The organism is Kitasatospora sp. NPDC004615, from assembly GCF_042873545.1.
GTDB lineage: Bacteria > Actinomycetota > Actinomycetes > Streptomycetales > Streptomycetaceae > Kitasatospora.
Genome location: NZ_JBIALQ010000001.1, coordinates 735,591 through 760,031 on the forward strand (window position 1 = coordinate 735,591; position 24,441 = coordinate 760,031).

23 protein-coding genes are annotated in these 24,441 nt (G+C 72.0%); 14 read left to right on the plus strand and 9 right to left on the minus strand.

All coding sequences use genetic code 11. The features are described 5' to 3' along the window. Nucleotides 1-4: 4 nt before the first annotated feature. The 4 genes from ACFYS8_RS03420 to ACFYS8_RS03435 all read right to left on the minus strand — a co-directional run bounded on the left by ACFYS8_RS03420 (nt 5) and on the right by ACFYS8_RS03435 (nt 3,586). A complete protein-coding gene (locus tag ACFYS8_RS03420) occupies nt 5-463 on the minus strand; it encodes a hypothetical protein (RefSeq protein ID WP_387635079.1) in 459 nt (152 codons plus the stop codon). Between the two features lie 260 nt (nt 464-723). Continuing rightward, on the minus strand, nt 724-1,929 hold the full coding sequence (locus ACFYS8_RS03425) for a helix-turn-helix domain-containing protein (RefSeq protein ID WP_387635082.1): 1,206 nt from the start codon (nt 1,927-1,929) through the stop codon (nt 724-726). A 60-nt stretch (nt 1,930-1,989) separates the two neighbouring features. Beyond that, nucleotides 1,990-2,349 carry a hypothetical protein gene (locus ACFYS8_RS03430; protein WP_387635085.1) on the minus strand — a complete coding sequence of 120 codons (360 nt, stop codon included), beginning with the start codon at nt 2,347-2,349 and terminating at the stop codon, nt 1,990-1,992. A 43-nt stretch (nt 2,350-2,392) separates the two neighbouring features. Further along, nucleotides 2,393-3,586, minus strand: coding sequence for an acyl-CoA dehydrogenase family protein (locus ACFYS8_RS03435; protein ID WP_387635087.1), 1,194 nt, complete (start codon nt 3,584-3,586; stop codon nt 2,393-2,395). Nucleotides 3,587-3,769: 183 nt separating this feature from the next. Between ACFYS8_RS03435 and ACFYS8_RS03440 the strand changes: the two genes are divergently transcribed. Both ACFYS8_RS03440 and ACFYS8_RS03445 read left to right on the plus strand, forming a co-directional pair. Further along, nucleotides 3,770-4,765 (plus strand): chitinase, encoded by a 996-nt coding sequence (locus ACFYS8_RS03440; RefSeq protein ID WP_387635090.1) that lies wholly within the window; start codon nt 3,770-3,772, stop codon nt 4,763-4,765. Between the two features lie 114 nt (nt 4,766-4,879). After that, a complete protein-coding gene (locus ACFYS8_RS03445; protein WP_387635093.1) occupies nt 4,880-6,286 on the plus strand; it encodes a class II fumarate hydratase in 1,407 nt (468 codons plus the stop codon). Between the two features lie 63 nt (nt 6,287-6,349). Here the strand turns inward: ACFYS8_RS03445 and ACFYS8_RS03450 are convergent, their stop codons facing one another. Continuing rightward, nucleotides 6,350-6,802: an SPW repeat protein gene (locus tag ACFYS8_RS03450; protein WP_387635096.1), complete on the minus strand. Its 453-nt coding sequence runs from the start codon at nt 6,800-6,802 to the stop codon at nt 6,350-6,352. A gap of 197 nt (nt 6,803-6,999) precedes the next feature. Between ACFYS8_RS03450 and ACFYS8_RS03455 the strand changes: the two genes are divergently transcribed. The 9 genes from ACFYS8_RS03455 to ACFYS8_RS03495 all read left to right on the plus strand — a co-directional run bounded on the left by ACFYS8_RS03455 (nt 7,000) and on the right by ACFYS8_RS03495 (nt 16,638). Continuing rightward, nucleotides 7,000-8,316, plus strand: coding sequence for a phosphoribosyltransferase family protein (locus ACFYS8_RS03455; RefSeq protein ID WP_387635098.1), 1,317 nt, complete (start codon nt 7,000-7,002; stop codon nt 8,314-8,316). A 134-nt stretch (nt 8,317-8,450) separates the two neighbouring features. Then, complete coding sequence (hppD, locus tag ACFYS8_RS03460; RefSeq protein ID WP_387635100.1) at nt 8,451-9,662, plus strand: 4-hydroxyphenylpyruvate dioxygenase; 1,212 nt, start codon at nt 8,451-8,453, stop codon at nt 9,660-9,662. 41 nt (nt 9,663-9,703) lie between these two features. Further along, nucleotides 9,704-10,891: a homogentisate 1,2-dioxygenase gene (locus ACFYS8_RS03465; RefSeq protein ID WP_387635103.1), complete on the plus strand. Its 1,188-nt coding sequence runs from the start codon at nt 9,704-9,706 to the stop codon at nt 10,889-10,891. Then, complete coding sequence (locus ACFYS8_RS03470; RefSeq protein WP_387635105.1) at nt 10,870-11,679, plus strand: hypothetical protein; 810 nt, start codon at nt 10,870-10,872, stop codon at nt 11,677-11,679. Before ACFYS8_RS03465 ends, ACFYS8_RS03470 begins: the two co-directional genes overlap by 22 nt. After that, the gene (gene fahA, locus ACFYS8_RS03475; protein ID WP_387635108.1) at nt 11,676-12,899 is read left to right on the plus strand and encodes a fumarylacetoacetase; all 1,224 of its coding nucleotides are present in this window, start codon (nt 11,676-11,678) and stop codon (nt 12,897-12,899) included. Before ACFYS8_RS03470 ends, fahA begins: the two co-directional genes overlap by 4 nt. 160 nt (nt 12,900-13,059) lie before the next feature. Beyond that, the gene (locus tag ACFYS8_RS03480) at nt 13,060-14,097 is read left to right on the plus strand and encodes an enoyl-CoA hydratase/isomerase family protein (RefSeq protein WP_387635110.1); all 1,038 of its coding nucleotides are present in this window, start codon (nt 13,060-13,062) and stop codon (nt 14,095-14,097) included. Between the two features lie 95 nt (nt 14,098-14,192). Then, nucleotides 14,193-14,969, plus strand: coding sequence for an enoyl-CoA hydratase (locus tag ACFYS8_RS03485; protein WP_387635113.1), 777 nt, complete (start codon nt 14,193-14,195; stop codon nt 14,967-14,969). A 183-nt stretch (nt 14,970-15,152) separates the two neighbouring features. Further along, the gene (locus ACFYS8_RS03490) at nt 15,153-15,908 is read left to right on the plus strand and encodes a hypothetical protein (protein ID WP_387635116.1); all 756 of its coding nucleotides are present in this window, start codon (nt 15,153-15,155) and stop codon (nt 15,906-15,908) included. 82 nt (nt 15,909-15,990) lie between these two features. Then, entirely contained in the window at nt 15,991-16,638 is a 648-nt protein-coding gene (locus ACFYS8_RS03495) for a class I SAM-dependent methyltransferase (RefSeq protein WP_387635118.1), read from the plus strand. Nucleotides 16,639-16,714: 76 nt separating this feature from the next. Here ACFYS8_RS03495 and ACFYS8_RS03500 read toward each other — a convergent pair whose 3' ends face one another. Next, nucleotides 16,715-16,900 carry a KOW motif-containing protein gene (locus ACFYS8_RS03500; protein WP_387635121.1) on the minus strand — a complete coding sequence of 62 codons (186 nt, stop codon included), beginning with the start codon at nt 16,898-16,900 and terminating at the stop codon, nt 16,715-16,717. Between the two features lie 179 nt (nt 16,901-17,079). Here ACFYS8_RS03500 and ACFYS8_RS03505 point away from each other — a divergent pair, with 179 nt between their 5' ends. Beyond that, nucleotides 17,080-17,208, plus strand: a complete 129-nt coding sequence (locus ACFYS8_RS03505; protein ID WP_387635123.1) for a hypothetical protein — start codon at nt 17,080-17,082, stop codon at nt 17,206-17,208. An 8-nt stretch (nt 17,209-17,216) separates the two neighbouring features. On the opposite strand, the gene ACFYS8_RS03510 is transcribed toward ACFYS8_RS03505, so the two are convergent. After that, nucleotides 17,217-18,233 carry a VanZ family protein gene (locus tag ACFYS8_RS03510; RefSeq protein WP_387635126.1) on the minus strand — a complete coding sequence of 339 codons (1,017 nt, stop codon included), beginning with the start codon at nt 18,231-18,233 and terminating at the stop codon, nt 17,217-17,219. 50 nt (nt 18,234-18,283) lie between these two features. Then, nucleotides 18,284-20,134 carry an NAD-binding protein gene (locus ACFYS8_RS03515; protein ID WP_387635128.1) on the minus strand — a complete coding sequence of 617 codons (1,851 nt, stop codon included), beginning with the start codon at nt 20,132-20,134 and terminating at the stop codon, nt 18,284-18,286. Between the two features lie 163 nt (nt 20,135-20,297). On the opposite strand from ACFYS8_RS03515, the gene ACFYS8_RS03520 reads away from it, so the two are divergent. After that, nucleotides 20,298-20,897 (plus strand): HdeD family acid-resistance protein, encoded by a 600-nt coding sequence (locus ACFYS8_RS03520; protein WP_387635131.1) that lies wholly within the window; start codon nt 20,298-20,300, stop codon nt 20,895-20,897. Nucleotides 20,898-20,957: 60 nt separating this feature from the next. Here the strand turns inward: ACFYS8_RS03520 and ACFYS8_RS03525 are convergent, their stop codons facing one another. Next, nucleotides 20,958-22,295, minus strand: a complete 1,338-nt coding sequence (locus ACFYS8_RS03525) for a lipase family protein (RefSeq protein WP_387635134.1) — start codon at nt 22,293-22,295, stop codon at nt 20,958-20,960. Between the two features lie 170 nt (nt 22,296-22,465). On the opposite strand from ACFYS8_RS03525, the gene ACFYS8_RS03530 reads away from it, so the two are divergent. Next, a complete protein-coding gene (locus ACFYS8_RS03530) occupies nt 22,466-23,689 on the plus strand; it encodes a PucR family transcriptional regulator (RefSeq protein WP_387635137.1) in 1,224 nt (407 codons plus the stop codon). Nucleotides 23,690-24,441: the final 752 nt, after the last annotated feature.

Here is a 24,441-nt window from a genome sequence, read left to right on the forward strand (position 1 = left end):
TGTCTCAGTGCACGGGAACGCCGCCGGGCCGGGCGCTGGCCACCACCGCGGCGTCCTGCCAGCCGTACAGCTGATCGCCGATCAGCGCGACGTCGTACAGGCCGCAGTGCGCGGTGGCGCGCTGCGGGGTGTCGCGCGGGAACCAGTGCGCGCTCAGGTGGACGCTGCCGACCGGCCTCCCCTCGGTGCAGCCGGCGGGCAGTGCGCGGTCGGGGAGCGTGGCGCGGATCAGCCGGTCGCCGTCCTGGCTGCCCGTCAGGAACGCTATCCGCACCGCCGTGTCGGGCAGCCAGCCCGGCACCTGGCTGCCGGCCGCCTTGGCGGCGGCGCCCGTCGGGAAGCGCAGGGTCTGGTCCATCCGGTCCTGCGCCTCCTGGATGGTGGCCGGTGCGACCATCACCACCAGCGCCGCGACGGCCGCCCCGCCGAACACCAAAGCCGTCGCCTGCCGCGCGCCACCCATCCCTGCCCACCCCGTCCCGCCGCTCACCGTCCCCTCCATGGTGGCCCCGCCCCGACCCCCCGCCCATGCGCACCAGGTACCGACCTGGATCGTCCCGCAGGCTGACCCCCCGCCCACCGCGCCCCGACTTCCGGCGGAGACCACCCCACCCGGAAGGGGGACCCAGGCCCCTCATCTGTCAGCTTCCTGCAGGCGCCCCTGACGTGATCCGCTCGGCGGCAGCTCGGCATATCGGACGGAAGTGATACGCCCCGTATCAGTCAGCTGATGACCATGGACGTCCCGAGGATCGCCGACAGCTTCCGCAGCTTGGCGGTGGTCGCGCTGCCCGCGCTCGCCTTCTGGGCGATCACCCCCGGCAGGGCCTGGTGGCGGGCCCAGCCCGGTGCCGCCGAGCAGACGTCCAGCAAGGTGTCCAACGCGTTGTCCGACTGCCGGGTCTCCGCCTGGGCGAGGGCGACGTCGAGCATCAGCCGGTTGTGCGCGGACGGGGTGAGGCTGGACGGGTCGCCGAGTGATCCGAACAGGCCGAGGGCCTTGCCGGGGCGGCCGGTGGAGACGCTGATGCCGATCGCCTGCGCGGTGACCGTGGTCGGGCCGAACGCCGTGCCGTTCACGGTGACGTCCCGGCCCATCCGGGCCGCGACCGCTTGCCCCTGGGACAGCAGGTCGTCCGCACCGGCGATGTCACCGCTCCTGGCGGCGACCACGGCGGCGAAGGTCACGTGCCATCCATAGGTGGCGAGCAGTCCGGGATCACGGTCGCCGTACCGGGGCTCGATGGACTCGTACGACGCGCGTGCCGTCTGCTCGGCCTGGCCGAGGCGGGAGTCCCGCAGATAGATCCACGACCGGCCGGACGCGACCATGGCCGAGCGGACGATGTCCCCGGCCCGGTCGGCCTGGTCCTGCGCGTGGCCGATGCCCGCGTACGCGAGATCGCGGGCGCCGAACTGGTTGGCCACGTACGCGGCGAGCCGGTACGCGTCCGCGAGGATGCCGGCCGCTGTTCCCCGCTGGTCCGCGGTGGCGGCCCGCAGGGCGGCGGCGGCCTCGCGCAGGGCGGGGGCGACACGCACGCCCGCGCCGGCGAAGTCACCGGCGCGGTACGTCTCCCACGCGGCGGCAAGCCCGGCGGCGAGCTCGGCCGGCGCCGGTGGCTGCACGTCCACACCGACACCGGCGGCGGTGTCGTGGACGGCGCGGGACAGCTCGCGAAGCATCGCGCGGTCGGCGCCGCGCATCGCACGTCGCGGCGCCTGCTGGCCGAGGATCACTGAGACATCGGCGTTCAGCGCGGCGGAGATCCTCAGCAGCGTGTGAAGGCTGCCGCCGAGGTCGCGTTCCGCCTTGCGAATCGTCGCCACGGACAGGCCGGAGGCTTCGGCGAGTTGTTCCTGCGTCAGGTCCGGGCCGCGCAGCAGTTTGATGCGCTCGCCGGTGGTGTAGTCACTCCACTGCGTCATCCTGATCCCCTTCCGGGTGCCGGGCCGTACCCGGAAGGTACCGCCCCGCCCGGAGGGGACTCAGCGGAACTCGTGGACCACCTGGATCTCGCCCACCAGGTGCTGGTTGAACTCGGTCAGCTCCTCGGCGGGGACCCACAGTTCGAGGATGGTCTCGCCGCCGGCCTGTTGGACGGGGTAGCGCTTCAGGAACTCCGTGTCGACCTCGAAGCGGGTGACGTACCCGGCGCCGGATGCCGGGACGTTCCAGTCCCGGGCGATCCGGATCGCGTAGTCCTCGTTCAGGACGGGGTAGAAGATCGGCTGTTCGGGCAGCCGGGGCGGCCAGGCGCGCCAGCCGGAGGCGGCGACCAAGGCGAGTTCCTCGGGGCCGGTGGGGCGCCAGAGGGTGGTGGTGGCCGGGGGCCGGTGCGTCGTCATGGTGTCACCGTAGGGGGCGCGCCAGGGCTCTGACCAGCGAATATCAGCGGTAGGCGGACTCGCCGGTGATGGCCTCGCCGAGGACCAGGGTGTGGATCTCGGAGGTGCCCTCGTAGGTGAGGACGGATTCGAGGTTGTTGGCGTGGCGCAGCACGGGGTAGGCGGTGGTGATGCCGTTGGCGCCGAGGATGGTGCGGGCGGTGCGGGCGATCTCCAGGGCGGTGCGGACGTTGTTGAGCTTGCCGAAGGAGATGTGGGCGGGCTGGGCGCGGCCCTCGTCCTTGAGGCGGCCGATCCGGACGGCGACCAGGTAGGCCTTCTCCAACTCGAGGGCCATGTCGACGAGTTTCTGCTGGGTGAGCTGGAAGCCGCCGATGGGGCGGCCGAACTGTTCGCGGTCGCGCGCGTAGTCGACGGCGGCCCGGAAGCAGTCGCGGGCGGCGCCGACGGTGCCCCACAGGATGCCGTAGCGGGCTTCGCCGAGCGAGGAGAGCGGGGCGCGCAGGCCGCGGGCGTCGGGCAGCATCGCCTCGGCGGGCAGGCGGACGGCGTCGAAGGTGAGTTCGCTGGTGACGGATGCGCGCAGGGAGAGCTTGCCGGGGATGTCGCGGGCGGTGAAGCCGGGGGTGCCCTGCGGGACGAGGAAGCCGCGCACGCCGTCCTCGGTGGCGGCCCACACCACGGCGACGTCGGAGACCGAGCCGTTGGTGATCCACATCTTGGCGCCGTCGAGGATCCAGTCGCTGCCGTCGCGCCGGGCCCGGGTGCGCATCGCGGCCGGGTCGGAGCCGACCTCGGGTTCGGTCAGGCCGAAGCAGCCGACGGCCCGTCCGGCGGCCAGCTCGGGGAGCCAGCGCAGCTTCTGCTCCTCGGAGCCAAAGGCGTGGATGGAGCGCATGGCGAGCGAGCCCTGCACCGAGACGAAGCTGCGCAGCCCGGAGTCGGCGGCCTCGAGTTCCATGCAGGCGACGCCGTACTCGGTGGCGGTGGAGCCGGTGCAGCCGTAGCCGTCGAGGTGCATGCCGAGGACGCCGAGCTTGCCGAGTTCGGGGGCGATCTCGCGGACCGGGAAGGTGCCCCGTTCGAACCAGTCGGCGAGGTGCGGCCGGATGTGCCGGTCGGTGAAGGCGCGCACGGTGTCGCGGATCAACCGCTCGTCGTCGGTGAGCAGTTCGTCGACGCCGAGCAGGTCGAGCGGGTCGGGGCGGCGGGAGGCGGAGTCGGGGGTGGTGGCCATCGGGCGGGCTCCTCGGAGGGTTGCGCGGAACGGGCTACCGAGGAGTATGCCGCCCGTCGGGCCCGGAGTCTTGACGCGGACAGGGCGAGCTGATTCCCTGTCAGATCAGGAAACTTTCCTAACAGTTGAGCGGTCGGGCGACCCCTCGCCCCGCCGCGTCCGCGACTCCCGGAACGGTGACCCATGGCCATCCCCGCCCCCGCCCGTCCGCTGCTCGCCCTCGCCGTCACCGCCGCCCTGTCGGCCGGCGCACTCGCCCTGGCCCCGGCCGGGCAGGCCGCCTCCCCCGACCCGGTCGGCCTCAACGCCCCGTACGAGTACCTGGGTTGGGGCAGCCCGCAGGACCCGGTGCAGGTGATGCGGGCCACCGGCGCCACCCAGTTCACGCTGGCCTTCATGCTCTCCGACGGCGGCTGCAACCCGAAGTGGGACGGCTCCCGGGCGCTCACCGGCGGCAGCGACCAGCGCACCATCGACGCGATCCGCGCCGCCGGCGGCGACGTGCTGGTCTCGTTCGGCGGCTGGGACGGCAACAAGCTGGGCGAGAAGTGCAGTTCGGCCTCCGCGCTGGCCGGCGCGTACCAGAAGGTGATCGACGCCTACCGGCTGAAGGCGATCGACATCGACATCGAGAACACCGAGGCGTCCAACGCGACGGTCCGGCAGCGGGTGATCAGCGCGCTGAAGACCGTCAAGACCAACAACCCGGGCCTGAAGGTGTTCGTCACCTTCGGCACCACGCCCTCCGGCCCGGACTCCACCGGCACCGACCTGATCAAGAAGGGCGCGGCGGCCGGCCTCGCGGTGGACGGCTGGACCGTCATGCCGTTCGACTTCGGCGGCCACAGCGGCGCGATGGGCACCGTCTCCACCCAGGCCGCCGACGGCCTGAAGAACGCGGTGGCGAGCGCCTACGGCTACGACTCGGCGACGGCGTACAAGCACATCGGGATCTCCTCGATGAACGGGAAGACCGACGAGGCCGACGAGACGGTCTCCACCGCCGACTTCACCACCATGCTGAACTACGCCAAGGCCCACCACCTGGCCCGGTTCACCTTCTGGGCGGTCAACCGCGACCGCCCGTGCCCGTCCGGCACCTCCGCCGGCGACACCTGCAGCGGGATCGGCCAGTCCGCCTACGCGTTCACCAAGGTCATCGCCTCCTACCACGGCTGATGCCGCGTCGGCCCGCGCCACCGTGGGGGATGGCGCGGGCCGACACACACGTCCGCAGCTGCGGGAATGCCCGGGGCCCGTGGAAGGCTGACGGGACCAGGAGGTGTCCCAACCATGGCGGACAGCAAGAACGAGCAGGGCTGGCGGACCGAGCACGACTCGATGGGCGAGGTGCGGGTGCCGGCCGCGGCCAAGTGGCAGGCGCAGACGCAGCGCGCGGTCGAGAACTTCCCGGTGTCGGGCCAGCGCCTGGAGCGCGCCCACATCGCGGCGCTGGCCCGGATCAAGGCGGCGGCGGCGACCGTGAACGCGCGCCTCGGCGTGCTGGAGGAGCCGGTCGCGGCAGCGATCCGGTCGGCGGCCGAGGAGGTCGCGGAGGGCCGCTGGGACGCGGAGTTCCCGGTGGACGTGTTCCAGACCGGCTCCGGCACCTCGTCGAACATGAACACCAACGAGGTGATCGCCACCCTGGCGAGCGAGCGCCTGGGCCGCCCGGTGCACCCGAACGACCAGGTCAACGCCTCGCAGTCGTCCAACGACGTGTTCCCGTCCTCGATCCACATCGCGGCCACCGGGGCCGTGGTGCACGAGCTGATCCCGGCGCTGGAGCACCTGGCGGGGGCGCTGGAGGCGAAGGCCGGGGAGTTCGCCGAGGTGGTGAAGTCCGGCCGCACGCACCTGATGGACGCCACGCCCGTCACCCTCGGCCAGGAGTTCGGCGGGTACGCGGCGCAGGTCCGCTACGGCGTGGAGCGGCTGACGGCCACCCTGCCCCGGGTCGCCGAACTGCCGCTCGGCGGAACGGCGGTGGGCACCGGTATCAACACCCCGCCCGGGTTCTCCGCCGCGGTGATCGCCGAGGTCGCCCGGGCCACGGGGCTGCCGCTGACGGAGGCCCGCAACCACTTCGAGGCGCAGGGCGCGCGCGACGGCCTGGTCGAACTGAGCGGCCAGCTGCGCACGGTGGCCACCGGCTTCACCAAGATCGCCAACGATCTGCGCTGGATGGGCTCCGGCCCGCGCACCGGCCTGGGCGAGATCAACCTGCCGGACCTGCAGCCGGGTTCCTCGATCATGCCGGGCAAGGTCAACCCGGTGCTGCCCGAGGTGGTGCTGATGGTCGCCGCGCAGGTGATCGGCAACGACACCACCGTCACGGTGGCCGGCGCGAGCGGCAACTTCGAGCTGAACGTGATGCTCCCCGTCATCGCCCGCAACGTGCTGGAGTCGGTGCGCCTGCTGGCGAACGCGGCCCGCCTGCTGGCCGACCGCACGGTCGACGGCATCACCGCGAACGCGGAGCGCACCCGCGAGTACGCGGAGTCCTCCCCGTCGGTGGTCACCCCGCTCAACCGGTACATCGGGTACGAGGAGGCGGCGAAGGTCGCCAAGCAGTCCCTCGCCGAGCGCAAGACCATCCGCCAGGTCGTGGTGGAGCGCGGCTACCTGGATCGCGGTCTGCTCACCGAGGCCCAGCTGGACGAGGCGCTCGACGTGCTGCGGATGACCCGGCCCGCGTAAGGGCCTGCGAACAGAGGTCCGCCCCGGCGATGGGCCGGGGCGGACGTCTGGTCACGCGACGCGTCAGTGCCGTCGCCGCGAGGCCGCGCCGGAAGCTCCGGCGAACACCATTCCGACCGCGGCCAGGGCCAGCAGCGTCATGACGCCGCCCGTGATCGTGTTGGTGAGGATGGTCCGGCGGACGTGAGCTCCGCCGTTGACGGCCCAGGGCGCGATGATCGTCCACACGCCGATGACCGCGCAGGCCCAGGCGCGTGCGTGCGTGCGGCCCCATGCCGGGCCGTAGCCCGCCATCAGGACGGTGTAGGCGATACCGAGCACCAGGTTGCTGATAGCCAGGTTGGTGAAGCCGCTGAAGCCGACCACCCACGGCGAGATGGCGAGGAACAGACCGGCGCAGATCGCCAGTGCCTCCGTCCCCTGCCCCGCGTTCGTGGATGTCGCCCGTTCGGCGTGTTCACGCATCTCCAGGATGTCCGGGTGATGCTCCATGCCCGACGGCAGCTGGGTAGACACCTGGATCACCTCCTCGTTGTCAGGCCAATGCGAAACCACTTGGCCGGTACCCGGTCTGAGGTGAAACTAACGCTATCGGCCGGTTAATCCTTATTTTTTACTTATCACCCGTTCTGTCCTGTTCTGTGCCCTGCCGTCCCGACCTCTCCGCTCCCTCCCCGCGCGCGTACGGTGGAGAACGGAGAAGAGGTTCGCCCATGCACTTCACCGACCGGACCGAAGCGGGACGCCGACTCGCCGCCGCACTCACCGACACCCCCGCCAGGGCCGCCGACGCGCGGAACGCCGTCGTGGTGGCGCTGCCCCGCGGCGGGGTGCCGGTGGCGGTGGAGGTGGCGGCGGCCCTGGGGGCACCGCTGGACGTGTGCGTGATCCGCAAAGTGGGGGTGCCCGAGCAGCCGGAGCTGGCGATGGGCGCGGTCGGCGAGGACGGCGCCCGGGTGGTGAACCAGACCGTGGTGGACATGGCCGGCATCACGCCCGAGCAGTTCGCGGCGGTCGAGGCCCGTGAGCGCGCCGAGCTGGCCCGCCGCGCCGCCGCGTACCGGGAGGGCCGGCCGCCGGTGCCGCTGACCGGGCGCACCGTGCTGGTGGTGGACGACGGGGTGGCGACGGGTTCGACGGCGCTGGCGGCCTGCCGGCTGGTGCGGGCCCGGGGCGCGGCGCGGGTGGTGCTGGCGGTGCCGGTCGCCCCGTCCGACTGGACGTCCCGGCTGGCCGGTGCGGCGGACGCGTTCGTCGCGGTGCACACCCCGTCCCGGTTCATGGCCGTCGGCGAGTTCTACCAGGACTTCCGGCAGACCACGGACGACGAGGTGCTGGCGGCGCTCGAACAGGCGAACCGGCCGCGGCACTTGACGGTGGCCGCCCACGAACTGGCCTTCCCGACCGGCCCGGCCGCCATCGCGGTGCCCGAACACCCCATCGGCGTCGTGCTGTTCGCGCACGGCAGCGGCTCCGGCCGGCGCAGCCCGCGCAACCGGCAGGTCGCCGAGCGGCTGCACCGCGAGAACCTGGCCACGGTGCTGTTCGACCTGCTGACACCGAGCGAGGCCGAGGACCGCTGGAAGGTGTTCGACCCGGGCCTGCTGGGCGGCCGCCTCGCCGAGGCGACCCGCACGGTGCGCCGCCACCCGCCGCTGGCGGGGTTGCCGTTCGGCTACTTCGGGGCGAGCACCGGCGCCGCCGCGGCGCTGTGGGCGGCGGCCGAGCGGGACGCCGAACCGGGCGCGATCGTCTCCCGCGGCGGCCGCCCGGACCTGGCGCGGGCCCGGCTGCCGCTGGTGACGGCGCCGACGCTGCTGATCGTGGGCGGCGCGGACCAGGACGTGGTGGAGTTGAACCGGCAGGCCCGCTCCGAGCTGCGCTGCGAGAGCGAGCTGCAGGTCATCCCCGGTGCGGGCCACCTGTTCGAGGAGCCGGGGGCGCTGGAGGCGGTCGCCGACCTGGCCGCGCTGTGGTTCGCCGGACACCTCACGGTGCGTCAACCTGGAGGGGACCGGCCGGAACACTGAGCAATCCGCCCAGTGGGACCGGCCCCGAGCTGCTCATCTTGTACACATTGAGCAGCCGGAATCGGACCTGTTGCCCACCTCACCGAGCTGGAGGAAGCTCCTCGCAACCCGACTCGACGTGGAGGAATGCACCAATGACCACCGACGCCGCTGTTGAACTGACTCCCGAGGAGCTGGCGGCCGGACTGACGGCCGAGCAGCTGCGCACTCTGGTGGGCCTGGTCGAGTACGACGCCTCGACCGACCCGTTCCCGGTGACCGCCCAGGACGCGGTCGTCTTCGTGGTCGGCAACGCCACCCAGACGGCGCAGTTCTACCAGGCCGTGTTCGGCATGGAACTGGTCGCCTACTCCGGCCCGGAGACCGGCCGCCGCGACCGCAAGGCCTTCGTGCTGCGCTCCGGCTCCTGCCGCTTCGTGATCAAGGGCGGCGTGCTGCCGGACAGCCCGCTGCTGGACCACCACCGCCGCCACGGCGACGGCGTCGTGGACCTCGCCATGGAGGTCCCGGACGTGGACAAGTGCATCGAGCACGCCCGCGCCCAGGGCGCCACCATCCTCGAGGAGCCGAACGATGTCTCCGACGAGCACGGCACCGTCCGCCGCGCCGCGATCGCCGCGTACGGCGAGACCCGCCACACCCTGATCGACCGCTCCCGCTACCACGGCCCGTACCTGCCGGGCTACGTCGCCAAGGAGTCGACCGTGGTCCGCCCCGAGGGCGCGCCGAAGCGGCTGTTCCAGGCGCTGGACCACGCGGTGGGCAACGTCGAGCTCGGCAAGATGGACGAGTGGGTGTCGTTCTACAACCGGGTGATGGGCTTCGTGAACATGGCGGAGTTCGTCGGCGACGACATCGCCACCGACTACTCGGCGCTGATGTCGAAGGTCGTCGCCAGCGGCAACCACCGGGTGAAGTTCCCGCTGAACGAGCCCGCGATCGCGAAGAAGAAGTCGCAGATCGACGAGTACCTCGAGTTCTACACCGGCCCGGGCTGCCAGCACATGGCGCTGGCCACCAACGACATCCTCACCACCGTCGACGTGCTGCGCTCGCGCGGCGTCGAGTTCCTGAACACCCCGGACTCGTACTACGACGACCCGGAGCTGCGCGAGCGGATCGGCAAGGTCCGCGTCCCGATCGAGGAGCTGAAGTCCCGCGGCATCCTGGTGGACCGCGACGAGGACGGCTACCTGCTGCAGATCTTCACCAAGCCGATCGGCGACCGGCCGACCGTCTTCTACGAGTTCATCGAGCGGCATGGTTCGCTGGGCTTCGGCAAGGGCAACTTCAAGGCGCTCTTCGAGGCGATCGAGCGCGAGCAGGACCGGCGCGGCAACCTCTGACGGGCAGTCGGTAACCAGGGCGACGAGGGAGAAGCGGGACGATGGCGTACTACCGGCAGCTGGGCTCGGTGCCACCCAAGCGGCACACCCAGCACCGCACCCCCGAAGGGGGCCTCTACTACGAGGAGTTGATGGGCGAGGAGGGGTTCTTCTCGGACTCCTCGCTGCTGTACCACCGGCACATCCCGTCGGCGGTCACGGCCGCCGCGGTGTGGGAGCTGCCGGACCAGTCCACCACCGCCAACATGCCGCTGCTCCCCCGTCACCTGAAGCTGCACGAGCTGTTCCCCGGCCAGGAGTGGAAGTCGGCGGACGTCGTCACCGGCCGCCGGCTGGTGCTCGGCAACGCCGACGTGCGGATCTCCTACGTCGCGGCCGGCTCGCCCAGCGAGCTGTACCGCAACGGGCTGGGCGACGAGTGCGTGTACCTCGAGTCGGGAACCGCCGTACTGGAGTCGGTCTTCGGCACCCTGACGGTCGGCCAGGGCGACTACGTGATCATCCCCCGGGCCACCACGCACCGCTGGGTGCCGACCGGGGACGAGCCGCTGCGCGCCTACTGCATCGAGGCGAACAGCCACATCACCCCGGCCCGCCGCTACCTCTCCAAGTACGGGCAGCTGCTGGAGCACGCCCCGTACTGCGAGCGCGACCTGCGCGGCCCCGAGGGCCCGCTGCTGGTCGAGGGCGGCGAGGTGGACGTCCTGGTCAAGCACCGCGGCCCGGGCGGCGTGGCCGGCACCCGCTACACCGTGCCGGACCACCCGTTCGACGTGGTGGGCTGGGACGGCTGCCTTTACCCGTACGCCTTCAACATCGCGGACTTCGAACCGATCACCGGGCGGGTGCACCAGCCGCCGCCGGCCCACCAGGTGTTCGAGGGCAACAACTTCGTGATCTGCAACTTCGTGCCGCGCAAGGTGGACTACCACCCGCTGTCGATCCCCGTCCCGTACTACCACGCGAACGTGGACAGCGACGAGGTGATGTTCTACTGCGGCGGCAACTACGAGGCCCGCAGGGGCTCCGGCATCGGACAGGGGTCGATCTCGCTGCACCCGGGCGGCCACACCCACGGCCCGCAGCCGGGCGCGTACGAGCGCTCGATCGGCGTGGAGTTCTTCGACGAGCTGGCGGTGATGGTGGACACCTTCCGCCCGCTGGAGCTCGGCGAGGCCGCCACCGCCAGCGAGGACCCGAACTACGCATGGACCTGGGCGAGGCGATGAACGTACCCGAGCTGTACCGGGGGCTCTTCGACGACGCGGCGGTCTTCCCGCCCGGCGACCTGCCGCTGGCCGAGGCCGTCCCCGCGCACCGGGCGCACCGCGCCGCCCCGTACGCGGGGGCGGTCGGCCCGCTGCTCGCGCCGATCGACAAGCTGGACGAACTCGCTTCGGCGGCACCGGAGTTCCCGATCGTGGTGACGGTGCCGACCGGCCGGCTGGCGGAGGCGCTGAAGGCCGCGGCGGGCCTGCCGCTGGCGGGCGTGGAGTACCTGGCCGGCGAGGACGTGCGGGCGGCGGTGGCGGAGCTTGACGCGCTGCTGCCGGACGGCGTCGGCGCGGCCGTCGAGGTGTCGCGCTCTTTCACGCTCTCCGATCTGGACGCCCTGGCGGGCACCCGCTACCGCGCCAAGTACCGTACCGGCGGCCTGAGTTTCGCGGCGTTCCCGAGCGTCGCCGAGCTCGCCTCCTTCCAAGTGGCGTGCGCCGAGCGGGAGTTGGCGTACAAATGCACGGCCGGCCTGCACCACGCCGTCCGGCACACCGACCTGGGCACCGGCTACGAGCACCACGGTTTCCTCAACGTGCTGCTGGCGGCCGGGAGTTCGGACCGGGACGAGGCCACCGAGCTGCTCGCCGAGCGAGACGGGGCCCGGCTGGCGACCGCCGTGCAGTCGCTGACGGAGCACCAGACCGCGCGGATCCGCTCCGCGTTCACCGCCTTCGGCACCTGTAGCATCGCCGAGCCGTTGGAAGACCTCGCCCGACTCGGCCTCCTGGAGAACTCTTGACCACCACCACCTGGCTCGATCTGCCCGCGGACTCGCCGTTCGGCGTGCACAACCTGCCCTACGGCGTGTTCACCGCCCCCGACTGGCCCGGCCGGCGGATCGGCGTGCGGATCGGCGAGCAGGTGCTGGACGCCGGCGCGGCTGCCCGCGCGGTCGGCAGCCCGTCCGAGCTGCTCGATCTGCTCGCCGCCGAGACGCTCAACCCGCTGATGGCGGCGGGCCGTTCGACCTGGCAGTCGGTGCGCGCCGCGCTCACCGAGTGGCTCACCGACCCCGCCCACCGGGCGGCCGTCGAGCCCTGCCTGCTCGACCTGGCGGACGTCCGGCTGCACCTGCCGTTCGAGGTCGCCGACTACGCCGACTTCTACGCCTCCGAGCACCACGCCACCAACCTGGGCAAGATCTTCCGCCCGGGTTCGGAGCCGCTCACCCCCAACTGGAAGCACCTGCCGATCGGTTACCACGGCCGCTCCGGCACCATCGTGGTCTCCGGCACCCCGGTGACCCGCCCGCACGGCCAGCGCAAGGCCCCCGCGGACCCGGCTCCCTCGTTCGGACCGAGCCGCCGCCTCGACATCGAGGCCGAGGTCGCGTTCGTCGTCGGCACGCCCAGCGCCATGGGCACGCCGGTCGCGCTCGCCGACTTCGCCGAGCACGTCTTCGGTGTCTGCCTGCTCAACGACTGGTCGGCGCGCGACATCCAGGCCTGGGAGTACGTGCCGCTCGGCCCGTTCCTCGGCAAGTCCTTCGCCACCTCGGTCTCCCCCTGGGTGGTCCCGCTGGAGGCCCTGCAGCACGCCCGGGTCACCCCGCCGGCCCGCGACGTCGAACCGCTGCCGTACCTCGACGACCGCGACGCCGAACCCTGGGGCCTGGACCTGGCGATCGAGGTCGCGCTCAACGGCCGCACCATCTCCCGCCCGCCGTTCGCCTCCATGTACTGGACCGCCGCCCAGCAGCTGGCCCACCTCACCGCGAACGGCGCCAGCCTGCGCACCGGCGACCTGTACGCCTCCGGCACGGTCTCCGGCCCCGAGCCGGACACCCGCGGCGCGCTCATCGAACTGACCTGGAACGGCGAGCACCCGCTCAAGTTCCCCGACGGCACCACCCGCACCTTCCTGGAGGACGGCGACGAGGTGTCCATCAGCGCCACCGCCCCCGGCCCGGGGGGGCTGCGGGTCGGCTTCGGCGAGGTCACCGGGCAGATCGTCGGCTGATCTGTCTCTCTGTGGGCTGCGGGTGCGTCAACGGCGCGCCCGCAGCTCGCCGCTGTTCGGGTGAGAGTCCCGCCCGCTCTTTGACCGAGCCGGCCCGGTACCGTGCACCGGAAGATCGTCGTACTTTTCTCGAACTTTCCGGGACGGAGCGGTGGCAGCAATGACGGACACCCCGCAGGACGTGCTGATCGAGCGGACCGGCCGCACCGGCCGGATCACCCTCAACCGCCCACGCGCCCTCAACTCGCTGACCCACGCCATGCTGGAGACCGTCCGCGCCGCACTCGACGCCTGGGCCACGGACGACCGGATCTCGGCCGTTCTGCTCACCGGCGCCGGCGAACGCGGGCTGTGCGCCGGGGCCGACATCCGCGCCATCCACGACGACGCCAAGCTCGGCGGCGCCGGCGGCCGGGCGTTCTTCCGCGTCGAGTACCCCCTCAACGAGCTGATCTCCCGCTACCCCAAGCCGTACCTCGCGCTGATGGACGGCATCACCATGGGCGGCGGCGTCGGCCTGTCCGCGCACGCCGCGATCCGGATCGTCACCGAACGCACCGCCGTCGCCATGCCCGAAACCCGCATCGGCCTCGTCCCCGACGTCGGCGGCAGCCGCCTGCTCGCCCTCGCCCCCGGCGAACTCGGCACCCACATCGGCCTCACCGCCACCACCATGACCGCCGGCGACGCACTGTACTGCGGCTTCGCCGACCACTTCGTCCCGTCCTCCGCGCTGCCCTCCCTGCTCTCCGCCTCCGACCCCGTGGCCGCGGTCGCCGCTCTCGCCCAGCCCGCCCCCGCCTCCGAACTCGCCTCGCAGCGCGAGTGGATCGACCACTGCTACGCCGCCGACAGCATCGAGGAAATCCTCGACCGCCTCCAGGCCACCGGCCTCCCCGAGGCCAAGGAAGCCGTCGAACAGCTCCTCGCCAAGTCCCCCACCATGCTCAAGGTCACCCTCGCCGCCCTGCGCCGGGCCCGTTCCCTGCCCTCGCTGGCCGCCACCCTCGAACAGGAGTACCGGATCTCCTGCGCCGCCCTCACCCACCACGACCTGGTCGAGGGCATCCGGGCGCAGGTCGTCGACAAGGACCGCAACCCGCGCTGGAGCCCCGCGTCGCTGTCCGAGGTCACCGCCGCCGACGTCGCACGCTTCTTCACCACCCCCGAGGGCGGAGACCTGTCTTTGCCGAGGTGACCATCGTCTCGCCTGTCGAGACTGGCATCCGGGGCGGCGTTCCGAGATCGTATCCACCGTCAGTGTTCCGCTCAGCGTGGAGAGGATTTGCGGCGATGACCGAGTACGAGACGATCCTGGTGGACCGCAAGGGCCGGGTCGGCATCATCACCCTCAACCGCCCCAAGGCGCTCAACGCGCTCAACACCCAGCTGATGACCGAGGTGGTGGCGGCCGCCAAGGCCTTCGACCGCGACCCGGAAATCGGCGCCATGGTGATCACCGGCTCCGAGAAGGCCTTCGCGGCCGGCGCCGACATCAAGGAGATGCAGGACAACCGCTTCCCCGACGTCTACCTCGACGACTGGCTCGGCCCCTGGGACGAACTCGGCCGCCTCCGCAAGCCCGTCATCGCCGCCGTCGCCGGCTACGCCCTCGGCGGCGGCTGCGAGTTGGCCATGCTCTGCGACATCCTGATCGCCGCCGACACCGCGAAGTTCGGCCAGCCCGAAATCAAGCTCGGCGTCATCCCCGGCATCGGTGGCTCCCAGCGCCTCACCCGCGCCGTCGGCAAGGCCAAGGCCATGGACCTCTGCCTCACCGGCCGCATGATGGACGCCGAAGAAGCCGAACGCGCCGGCCTGGTCTCCCGCATCGTCCCCGCCGACCAGCTCCTCCCCGAAGCCTTCTCCGTCGCCGAGACCGTCGCCGCGATGTCCCTCCCCGCCGCCGTCATGATGAAGGAATCCGTCAACCGCGCCTTCGAAACCACCCTCGCCGAGGGCGTCCGCTTCGAACGCCGCCTCTTCCACGCCGCCTTCGCCACCGCCGACCAGAAGGAAGGCATGACCGCCTTCGCGGAGAAGCGGCCGGCCTCCTTCACCAACAAGTAGGGGCGGCGATGGTCCTGCTCTGCCCTCGGGGGGGGAGCAGGACCATCAGGCAAACGGCCGAGCCGGCCCTACGGTCACAATCCTGAACCAGGGACGGCCCGTTCGGTCGCCCTGGATGGATCCGGGCTACCTTCCTGGTGGGCAGGTGCTGACCGGGGGGATTGCGTGGAGAGATCGATCTGGGTGCGAACAGCGCGCGGCATTTTGCTGTTCGCCTTTGGGGCGTTCGCCTGCCTCGGGATCGCCGGGGTTCTGCTGTGGGGTGCCGCCGAGGCGCTGTTCGACCGGAGCGGCCCGCAGCCGGCGGACGCCGCCGGGTTCGGTCTGTACGTCGATATCGCGATGGCCTGGGCCGTCGGCACGGCGGTCACCGGCCTCGTCGGAGCGACCAACCGGTCGGTGCGCGGAAGTGGCAACTCCCTTGCCTGGCTGGCCTGGTGCGACCTGGCCATGCTGCTCGCCTTCCTGTGGCCGCTCCAGGCGCTGATCGTCGCCCTCCTCTTCGCAGTGAAGGCCCGCGAACGGGCGCAGTGGCAGCGCGCCGCCGCCGCACTCGCCGGGGCCACCCTCCTGGCCACCGGAGCGAGCTGGGGCTTCGCCTGCTACCAGGCCGAACAGCGCTGGACACCGTCAAACCCCTCCGACCAGGCCCTCGTCGGAACCTGGACCGGCATCGGCGGCAGGGTGCTGGAGCTCCAACCGGACGGCCAGTACCGCACCAACTTCATCGGCGAAGACCCGGCCCGGGTCTGGGAAACACGGCCACCCGTCTACCTGTCGGGGCACTGGACCCGCACAGGGACATCCGGCCACGGCCAGGGGCAGAGCATCGTCCTGAACGACTCCGAAACCATGGACGTGTACGGGGGCTCCTCCCCGAGCATGCTGTGCGAGCCCCAGGAACTGGACCCCTGCTACTTCTCCATGCAGCGGAAGTAGTCTGCGACTGCCGTACTCGGGCCTGTTTCAGAGGCGGATCAAACGGGGGCGCTCAGAGCCGAAGGGGCCATAAGCTGCACGCATGACGGATCTTGGTAGTCAGATCGCGTACTGGGACGGCGTCGGCGCAACGAAAACATTCACCCATCCGGTGAATCTCAGCTGGCTGGCAGAGGTGGGCCCGGACGCTCGGGTCCTGGACTACGGCTGTGGATACGGCCGCGTCATGGCCGAGCTGAGCCAGCACGGCTTCCGTGACGTATCCGGAGTCGACCTGTCTCCCGCACTCATCGAACGGGGCCGGCGGTTGCAGCCCGACCTGCGCTTCGCCGTCCTGGAGTCCCCGCCGACCCTGATGCACGCCTCGGAGAGCTTCGATGTGATCCTGCTGTTCGCCGTGCTGACATGCGTCCCCGACGGCGACGCCCAGGAAGCGTTGGTCGAGGAGCTGAACCGCGCCCTCGCGCCCGGCGGGCTGCTCTACGTCAGCGACCTGCTTCTGCAGGACGACGAACGAAACCGCGACCGCTACGCCGCCCATGCCCGGAAATTCGGCACACCGTACGGGGTGTTCGCCACCGACGACGGTGCGGTGTGTCGGCACCACGACATCGCGGAGCTGCGCGCTCTTCTCTCGGACTTCGACCCGGTGGACGAGCGCCGGATCGAGGTGGCCACGATGAACGGCCACCGGTCGCAGGCGGTGCAGTTGCTGGCCCGCAAGCGGTAGTGGTCACAGCCACTCGGAGGGTCGAGCCGGATCACCATGGCGTGGTCGGCGTTGGCCGCGGCCCGGAAGAACTGCGTCAGTCGGCCCGCACAACGTGCGGCAGCGGGATATCGATCCGGGTCGGGTCGCCGAAGATGTCCACAGTCAGCTGCACGCGGGCCCGCGCGTGGTCGACGGCCAGGACGGGGCCGGTGGAGTCTATGAAGGGACCTCCGATGACCCGTACGTCGTCCCCCACCTGAAGGTCTGTCGGATGCGACATGCTGCCCCTCCTGTTGCTGTTTCCGTGAGCCACCACTGGCGGACGTCAACCTACCCCGGTGGCGCCGACCGTCCGTTCGCACGGCTGTGGGGTCGGCCACGCGCGGTGCTCGGTGGGTGCTCCTGGCCTTGGTTCATGACGGAAGGTGCACCCTACGTGGTACCGCTGCCGCGCAGCCGGTGCCGCTGTTCTGTGCGGAGAACCTTGCCCGTGTCGCCTCCGAGCACCGATGGGTGCTCGCCGTCTACCTCGGGACGGTCTTCATCGCGTTGCCCGCGCTGGTCATTGTGCTGGTGGGCGTGGTCTGAGCACCTGGTCAGTCCCGGCGGAAATCGACCACCCGGCTGTTCCGGTCGACGTCCACGTGGACCGTTCCGCTGCCGAGCGCGTAGGTGAAGCGTCGGCGTCCACCCTGCCCGCCATGGGGGGCGAACTGCGGTTCGCCGGTGGCGGCGGGGCACCACTGGGCGAGGAAGCGGTCGGCGGCTTCGCGGGCCTGTTGCTCGGTGGCGGGGCCGGGGTCGGGCTCGTCGGGGAGGAATCCGCCGTCGAGGCTGAGCAGCAGCCCGGACGGCCAATCCAGGGTGAAGAACTGGTGCTCGCCGGTGACGACCACTCGCTCGATCCCGGGGCCGCCCAGCTCGTACTGCACCGCGACCACCCTGCTACCGGGGCCGAACAGCAACTCGGCGTCCCGGAGGGCGAGTTCGCGCTGGTGGCCGGTGGCTGCCGAGGCTCCGATGGCGACCGTCGGCTCCAGCACCAGGAAGTGCAGGGCCAGTACCGGCGCCCCGAGCGCCACGGCGAGGGCGGAGCCGAACGCCAACTCCCGCCTGGCGGGCCGTATCCGGCGGCGCTGGACGAGGCGCACGGCGCAGCCGAGCAGCACGCCGGCCAGGCCGCCGAGGGCGTTGGCGGCGAGGTCGCCGCTGTCGCAGGCGCGGCCGATGAACGGGAGCATGCCCTGGACGGTCTCGGTGACGGCGGTCAGGGCCAGGACGGAGACCGCCACCAGGGCGGGGCGGCCGAAGGCCAGGACGGCGAACAGGCCGATCGGGACGTACATCAGCAGGTTGAGCTGGCCCTGTTCGGCGCCGAGGGTGAAGGCGAGGTCGGCGCCCCAGGTGCAGGACGGGTCCTGGCTGCCGCCGGGTCCGGTGGGGTAGAGGGTGGCGGCGAGTTCGCCGGCCAGGGCGACACCGAGCAGCACGGTGGGCCAGCGGGGGAGGTTCCGCCGGGTGGCGAGCTTCCACCCGGCGGGGCCGAGCAGCAGGGCCAGCACCAGGAAGGCCGGGATCAGGACGACGTTGTTGTTCAGGACCGCGCCGATCATTGATGCTCCGTCAATCTCCGGTGGGTACAGTCGTGTTGGACCGTACACAACTACTGGATGATACGGGCCAGCCCGGCCCTGGTGGCCGCGACGACGATGTGGTCGCCGGGGGTGAGGCGGCGGGAGCGGTCGGCGAAGTTCCACTGGTAGGCGTCGGCGCGGCGTTGCAGGCGGACGGAGACCACTCGGACGCCGCCGGTGGATTCCAGGTCGCCGATGTTGCGGCCTTCCAGCGCGGAGCCTTCCTCGACGGTGAGTTCGGCGATCAGCAGGACGTGCCGGAACACCGAGAGGGTGCCGAGGACTTCGCGGCCCATCAGGGCGGCGGCGAAGGCGGGGGCGGCCAGGTAGGAGACCGAGCGGGAGGCGACGTTGCCGAGGGTGGCGTACACGTGGTGGGCGAAGTCGTCGTCGAACAGGCGGACCACGATGCGGACTTCGGGCCGAACCGCGCGCGCTTCGAGGGCGGCTTCCAGGTTGGCGGCGTCGTCGGAGGTGACGGCGGCGACGGCGCGGGCGTGCTTGACCCGGGCCTGCTTGAGCTGGGCCTCCAGGGGGCCGTCGCCGATCAGGACGGGTATGCCGAGGGCGCGGGCGGCGGCGATGCCGCGGGCCTGCGGGTCGCGTTCCAGGCAGACCACGGGCAGGCCGGTGGCGTGGATCAGGGTGGCGACCCGGGTGCCGACGTTGCCGAGGCCGACCACGATGACGTGGTCGCGGGTGCGGGCGCCGGGCGGGCGGGGCAGGCCGCGGCGTCCGCTGGCGAGGGCTTCGACGGCGATGGCGGTGACCAGCGGGACGAAGGTGATGCCGCAGAAGGTGATCAGTACCTGGGCGGCGCGGGCCCACGGGTCGCCGAGGGCCTGGTCGGTGGGCAGGTCGGGTTGGGCGGCGCCGGCCGCATCGAGCAGGGTGGAGTAGAGCGTCCAGCCGAGGCCGGGCGGGTGCTGGGTGCGGTAGTAGAGCACGGCGGCGCCGACCACGATGGCGGCGAAGGCGGTGATCAGGATGACCCGCAGCCGGGTGTTGGTGAAGTACTTGAGGCTGTCCAGCAGCCACCACTTGGCCCGGTTGCGCCAGGGCTGGCGGAGGGCCGGTTCGGCGTCGAGGGGTTGCAGGGCGGCGAGGCCGCCGGGTTCGGGGGCGGGGGCGAGGTCGGGGCGGCCGAGTTCGATCGGGCCTTCGCCGCTGCCGAAGCGTTCGGCGATCCGGATGAAGTCGGCGGCGCGGCCGCCGGTGTCGGGCAGCAGCCGCAGCTGGGTGAGGTCCTGACGGTCGATCCGGTCGGCGACCAGGCACAGTTGGTTGCTGTGGATGTCCTCGTCGTAGGCGACGTACAGGTGGCGTCCGCCGACCTCGACGGAGTGCGGGCGGCCGAGGGCGCCGTTGGCGAAGGCCGGTGCGGCGGTGGCGGAGGCGGACAGGGCCGCGCAGTTGGGGAGGAGCTTCTCCAGGTGTTCGCCGAGCCGCTGGTTGAAGATGCGCAGCACGATCCGGACGCCGTGGTTGCGGTTCTCGGCGGCCATCGCGGCGTGGATGTTCTCCTGGTCGGTGCCGTCCATCAGCGCGATGCCGCGGGCCCGTTCGACACCGGCCGCGCCGAGCGCCTCGCCGGTCAGCGTGGAGTACTCCAGTACGGCCGCCACACCGGGTAACTCGGCTATCGCCGGCCCGTATTCGCGCGAGCGGTCGGGCAGCACGGCGACCACCGGCACTTCGTACTGCTCGGTGAGTTCGAGGATCAGCCGGTAGGCGATCGAGTTGCCGCCGCAGACGATGTAGTGCCCCTCGACCGGCCCGGCCCCGCCACCGTTCGGTCCTGTCCTGCCGCTGTCCCCTGTGTCGGCCGTGCCGGCCGTGCCGGCTGCGGCCTGTGGGCTCCCCCGCCCCTGATCAGTCATAGCGTCAGATGGTAGACGCCCCGTCAGGACGCCAGGGTGAACAGACGGTATCGGATCCGCACCGGGAAATTGCCCCGTTCGGCGTAGTCCGCCGTGCCCGGAGGCGGGGCGGGCGTCGAGGCTGGAAGCGATCCCTGTTCGCAGCGGCAACCCCGGAGGAGCCATGGCAGACCCCTATCGGACCGACGACGGTCCCGGCCTGGTCGGACCGTTCCAGCAACTGGCCCGGATGGCCTGGCAGGTGGTGCTGGCGGGCGGTCTGATCTCGTTGGCGCTCGGGATCATGATCCTGGTGTGGCCGAAGCAGACGCTGTGGGTGGTCGGCGTGCTGTTCGGCGTGTACCTGGTGGTGATCGGCATCGTGCAGGTGGTCGCCGCGTTCGGTACGCACGTCGCGACGGCGCTGCGGGTGCTGGCGTTCGTCAGCGGCGCGATCTGTGTGCTGCTGGGCCTGCTGTGCTTCCGTTCGGCCGCCCAGTCGATCCTGCTGCTGGCTCTGTGGATCGGTATCGGCTGGCTGTTCCGCGGCATCACGCACCTCTCCGCGGTGGCCTCGGACCCGCTGATGCCGGCCCGCGGCTGGCAGGGTTTCGTCTCCGTGCTGTACATCCTGGCGGGCATTCTGCTGATGGTGTTCCCTGCTCACTCGATCACCGCGCTGGCGATCCTGGCCGGCGTCGCGCTGCTGGTGGTCGGCGTGACCGAGGTGGTCGCGGCGATGCGGATCCGCGGCGCCGCGAAGCTGTACCCGCGCGAACTCTGAGACGCTGTCGGCACGTTGGGCCCGCCGGGGACGCTCCCGGCGGGCCCGTCGTCACATCGGCTACCGGGCGGGCTGCTCGGGGGCGAGCGAGTTGCCGGCGGGGATGCGGCCGCAGTCGCTGGGCGCGGTCTTCCCGGCGAACCGGTCGTTCAGGTAGCCGACGGCGGTGGGTGCCCACGGGACGGCCGCGCCGAGGTGGCTGAGCAGGTCGTACTGCTGGTAGGCGATCCGGCCATTGCCGGTGGCGCAGTACTGCCGGGCCAGCGCGCGGACGTCGCCGGCCACCATCACGCCGTCGCCGGTGCCGATGCCCGGCAGGTTGGAGTAGGTGCCCTCCAGGACGCCGGCGTTGCCCTGGGCGAGGTAGCCGGGGACGGTGGGGGTGGCGGCCGAGCCGAGGTTGACCTTGTTGACGGCGGCCAGGAACGGCGGGACCGAGTTCGGGTCGGAGTACTCCGGCCTGGCGAGCTTCTTCCAGGTCAGGCCGGGGTACTGGCCGAGCGCGTTGACGATCGACGCGTCCTGCATCTTCGCGTACACCTGCTTGCCGTAGTCGCTCAGGTACGGCGTCAGGTCGAGGTCGTAGGCGCGGGCGACGCCGATGATCGCCATCGGGATGACGCCGGGCCACACCACCCCGCCGTCCACGTACCTCAGGTTGTGCGCGGGGTCGACCAGCAGTCCGCCCTCGGCGAAGCCGACCAGGCGGCGGTTGACGTCCGGCGCGTAGCCGGGGGCGAGGGCGGCGGCCCAGTTGGTGGCGATCGCGCCGCCGGAGTAGCCGAGCAGGCCGAACCGGGTGTTGGCGTTCATGCCGGTCGCCGCGGAGGCGGAGACCGCGCGGATCGAGTCCAGCGTGGTGGTGCCGTACTCGGGCCCGGCGGCGAAGTCGGCCGTCTGGCCCTCGGTGTCGGGGATCACCACGTCGTAGCCCTGCAGCACGAACGGCACCACGAACAGCGCCTCCGCGTTGGGGATCGCCCCGCCGAGGGTGAGGCCGCCGGCGATCGCCCGGGACGGGCCGTCGGCCGGGTTCAGCGAGTCGTAGAACGACTGGTACGACACCGCCTTCGACCCGTCACTGCCCAGCCCCCGCACCACGGTGGTCACCCCGGCGGACGGGCGGCCCTGTGCGTCGGTGGTGCGGAACAGCAGCTGCACGGCCTGCACCGGGGTCGGTATGCCCAGCAGGTGGTACGACAGGGTGCGGGTCTTCAGCACGGTGCCGGGGGCGAACGAGGACAGCGGGGCGCTGCCGTCGTACGCGTAGAAGGTGTCCGTGGCCGCGGAGGCGGCCGTGGCGGTGACGGCGGCCGTGGCAGCGACGGCGGGGGCCGCGGTGGCGAGAGCGGCGGCGGCGAGGGCGGTGGCGATCGTCCGGGCTACGGCTCGGTACATGGCTCTCCCGTTTCTGACGGTTCCGGCTGGGGGACGGGGCGCGACCTGACGGGGGGTCGAGGGGGGATCGCGCGAGTTACCTACGGGTAGGTAACCTCCGGGGAAACCATCATGGACGCGTCGACCGGCCACGTCGCCGGGCCGCTGCACAGAGATTCGCGAGGTGGATTGTGACCGCGCCCAACGCCCAACACTCCGCCCCCGAACCACACTTCGACGGCACCCCGGTCCACCTGCGGCTGCTCGCCCTCGCCCCCGAACTCGCCGCCGAAGTCACCACCCGCCTGCTCGACCGCCTCCCCGCCTACCACGCGCTGCCGCCCGAACAACTCCGCGGCGAGATCACCCGCCAGGTCGAACGCGCCATCCGGGCCTTCGCCGACGTCATGCGCACCGGACGGCCGCCCGGCGAGGACGAACTCGCCCGCATCCGCGAATCGTCCGCGCGGCGGGCGGACGAGGGCGTCCCACTCGAATCCGTCGTCGGCGCCTACCACCTCGGCGCCCAACTGTGCGCCGCCCGCCTGCTCACTGCCGCCGCACCCGCCGATCTGCCCGACATCGCCACCGCGCAGGACCGCCTGCTCGGCTACCTCCACGCCGTCAGCTGCGAGGTCGCCGCGGGTTACGTACAGGAACGGCAGGCCGCACTCGGCGACGAACAGGTCGCCCGGCAGGCCCTGCTCTCCCGCCTGCTCGAGGGCGGCGACCCGCACACCGCCGCCGACCGGGCCGGCATCCGGCTCCCCGCCCGCTACGTCGTGCTCTCCCTCGCCATCGGACCGCACCCCGACGAATCCCGCCCCGGCGTCAACCGCTCGGTCGCCGCCCGACGCAAACTCCGCCGCCTGCGCGCCGAGTTGGAGCGCCGCAACCCGGACGGCGTCCCGCTCGCCGCACTCGCCGCCGACGGGGGAACGGTGCTGCTGCCCGCCGCCCCCTTCGAACGGGACGCGCTCACCGCCCTGGTCGAACGGCTCGCCCGGGCCTGCGGCGCACCGCTGATCGCCGCCGCGACAACCGCGCCGCCCGCCGCGGTGGCCGACGCCGTCCGGCTGGCCGCCGAGATCCGGCAACTCGGCCGCGGGCCCGGCCTGTACCTGCTCGACGACGTCCTGCTCGAATACCAGCTCAGCCGCCCCGGACCGGCCCGCGACGCCCTCGCCGCGCTCCTCGCCCCGCTCACCGGCCGTCCCGAACTCCTCGACACCCTCCGGGCGTTCCTCACCTGCGGCCTCGACCGCCGCCGCACCGCCGCGCACCTCCTCGTCCACCCCAACACCGTCGACTACCGCCTCCGCCGCACCGCCGACCTCACCGGCCTCGACACCACCCGCGGCCCCGACCTCCTCACCCTGCACGCCGCCCTCACGGCCCACGACACCGTGCTCTGACGCACCCCACCCGCCAACCGCACTGCACGCAACTGGTGGGGAGAACGGCGATGCAGGCGCTACGCCCGGAACGGGGCGGGCGGTGGCACAAGCGCTGCGCGCGGCGCGGAAGAGCCGGTGGCACAAGCGCTGCGCGCGGCCGGTACGGAAGAACAACAAAGCAGGCGCGGACGCGCGGGGCAGGGCGGGCAACGGTACACGCGCTGCGCGCGGCAAGCGCGGGAGAACAACGAGGCTGCGCTGCGCGCGGCAAGCCCGGGAACCGCAGGGCAGGCGCTGCGCGCGGCGAGCGCGAGAACCGCAGCGCGGGCGCTGCGCGCGGCAAGCGCGAGAACCGCAAGGCAAGCGCGACGCGTGGAACGGGGCGGGCGGTGGCACACGCGCTGCGCGCGGCGCGGAAGAGGCGGTGGCACAAGCGCTGCGCGCGGCCGGTGCGGAAGAACAACAAAGCAGGCTCGACGCGGGGCCGGGCGGGCAACGGTACACGCGCTGCGCGCGGCAAGCGCGGGAGAACAACGAGGCTGGAGTGCGCGCGGCAAGCCCGGGAGCCGCAGGGCAGGCGCTGCGCGCGGCGAGCGCGAGAACCGCAGCGCGGGCGCTGCGCGCGGCAAGCGCGAGAACCGCAAGGCAGGCGCTGCGCGCCGCAAGCCCGAGAGCCGCAAGGCAAGCGCGACGCGTGGAACGGGGCGGGCGGTGGCACACGCGCTGCGCGCGGCGCGGAAGAGGCGGTGGCACAAGCGCTGCGCGCGGCC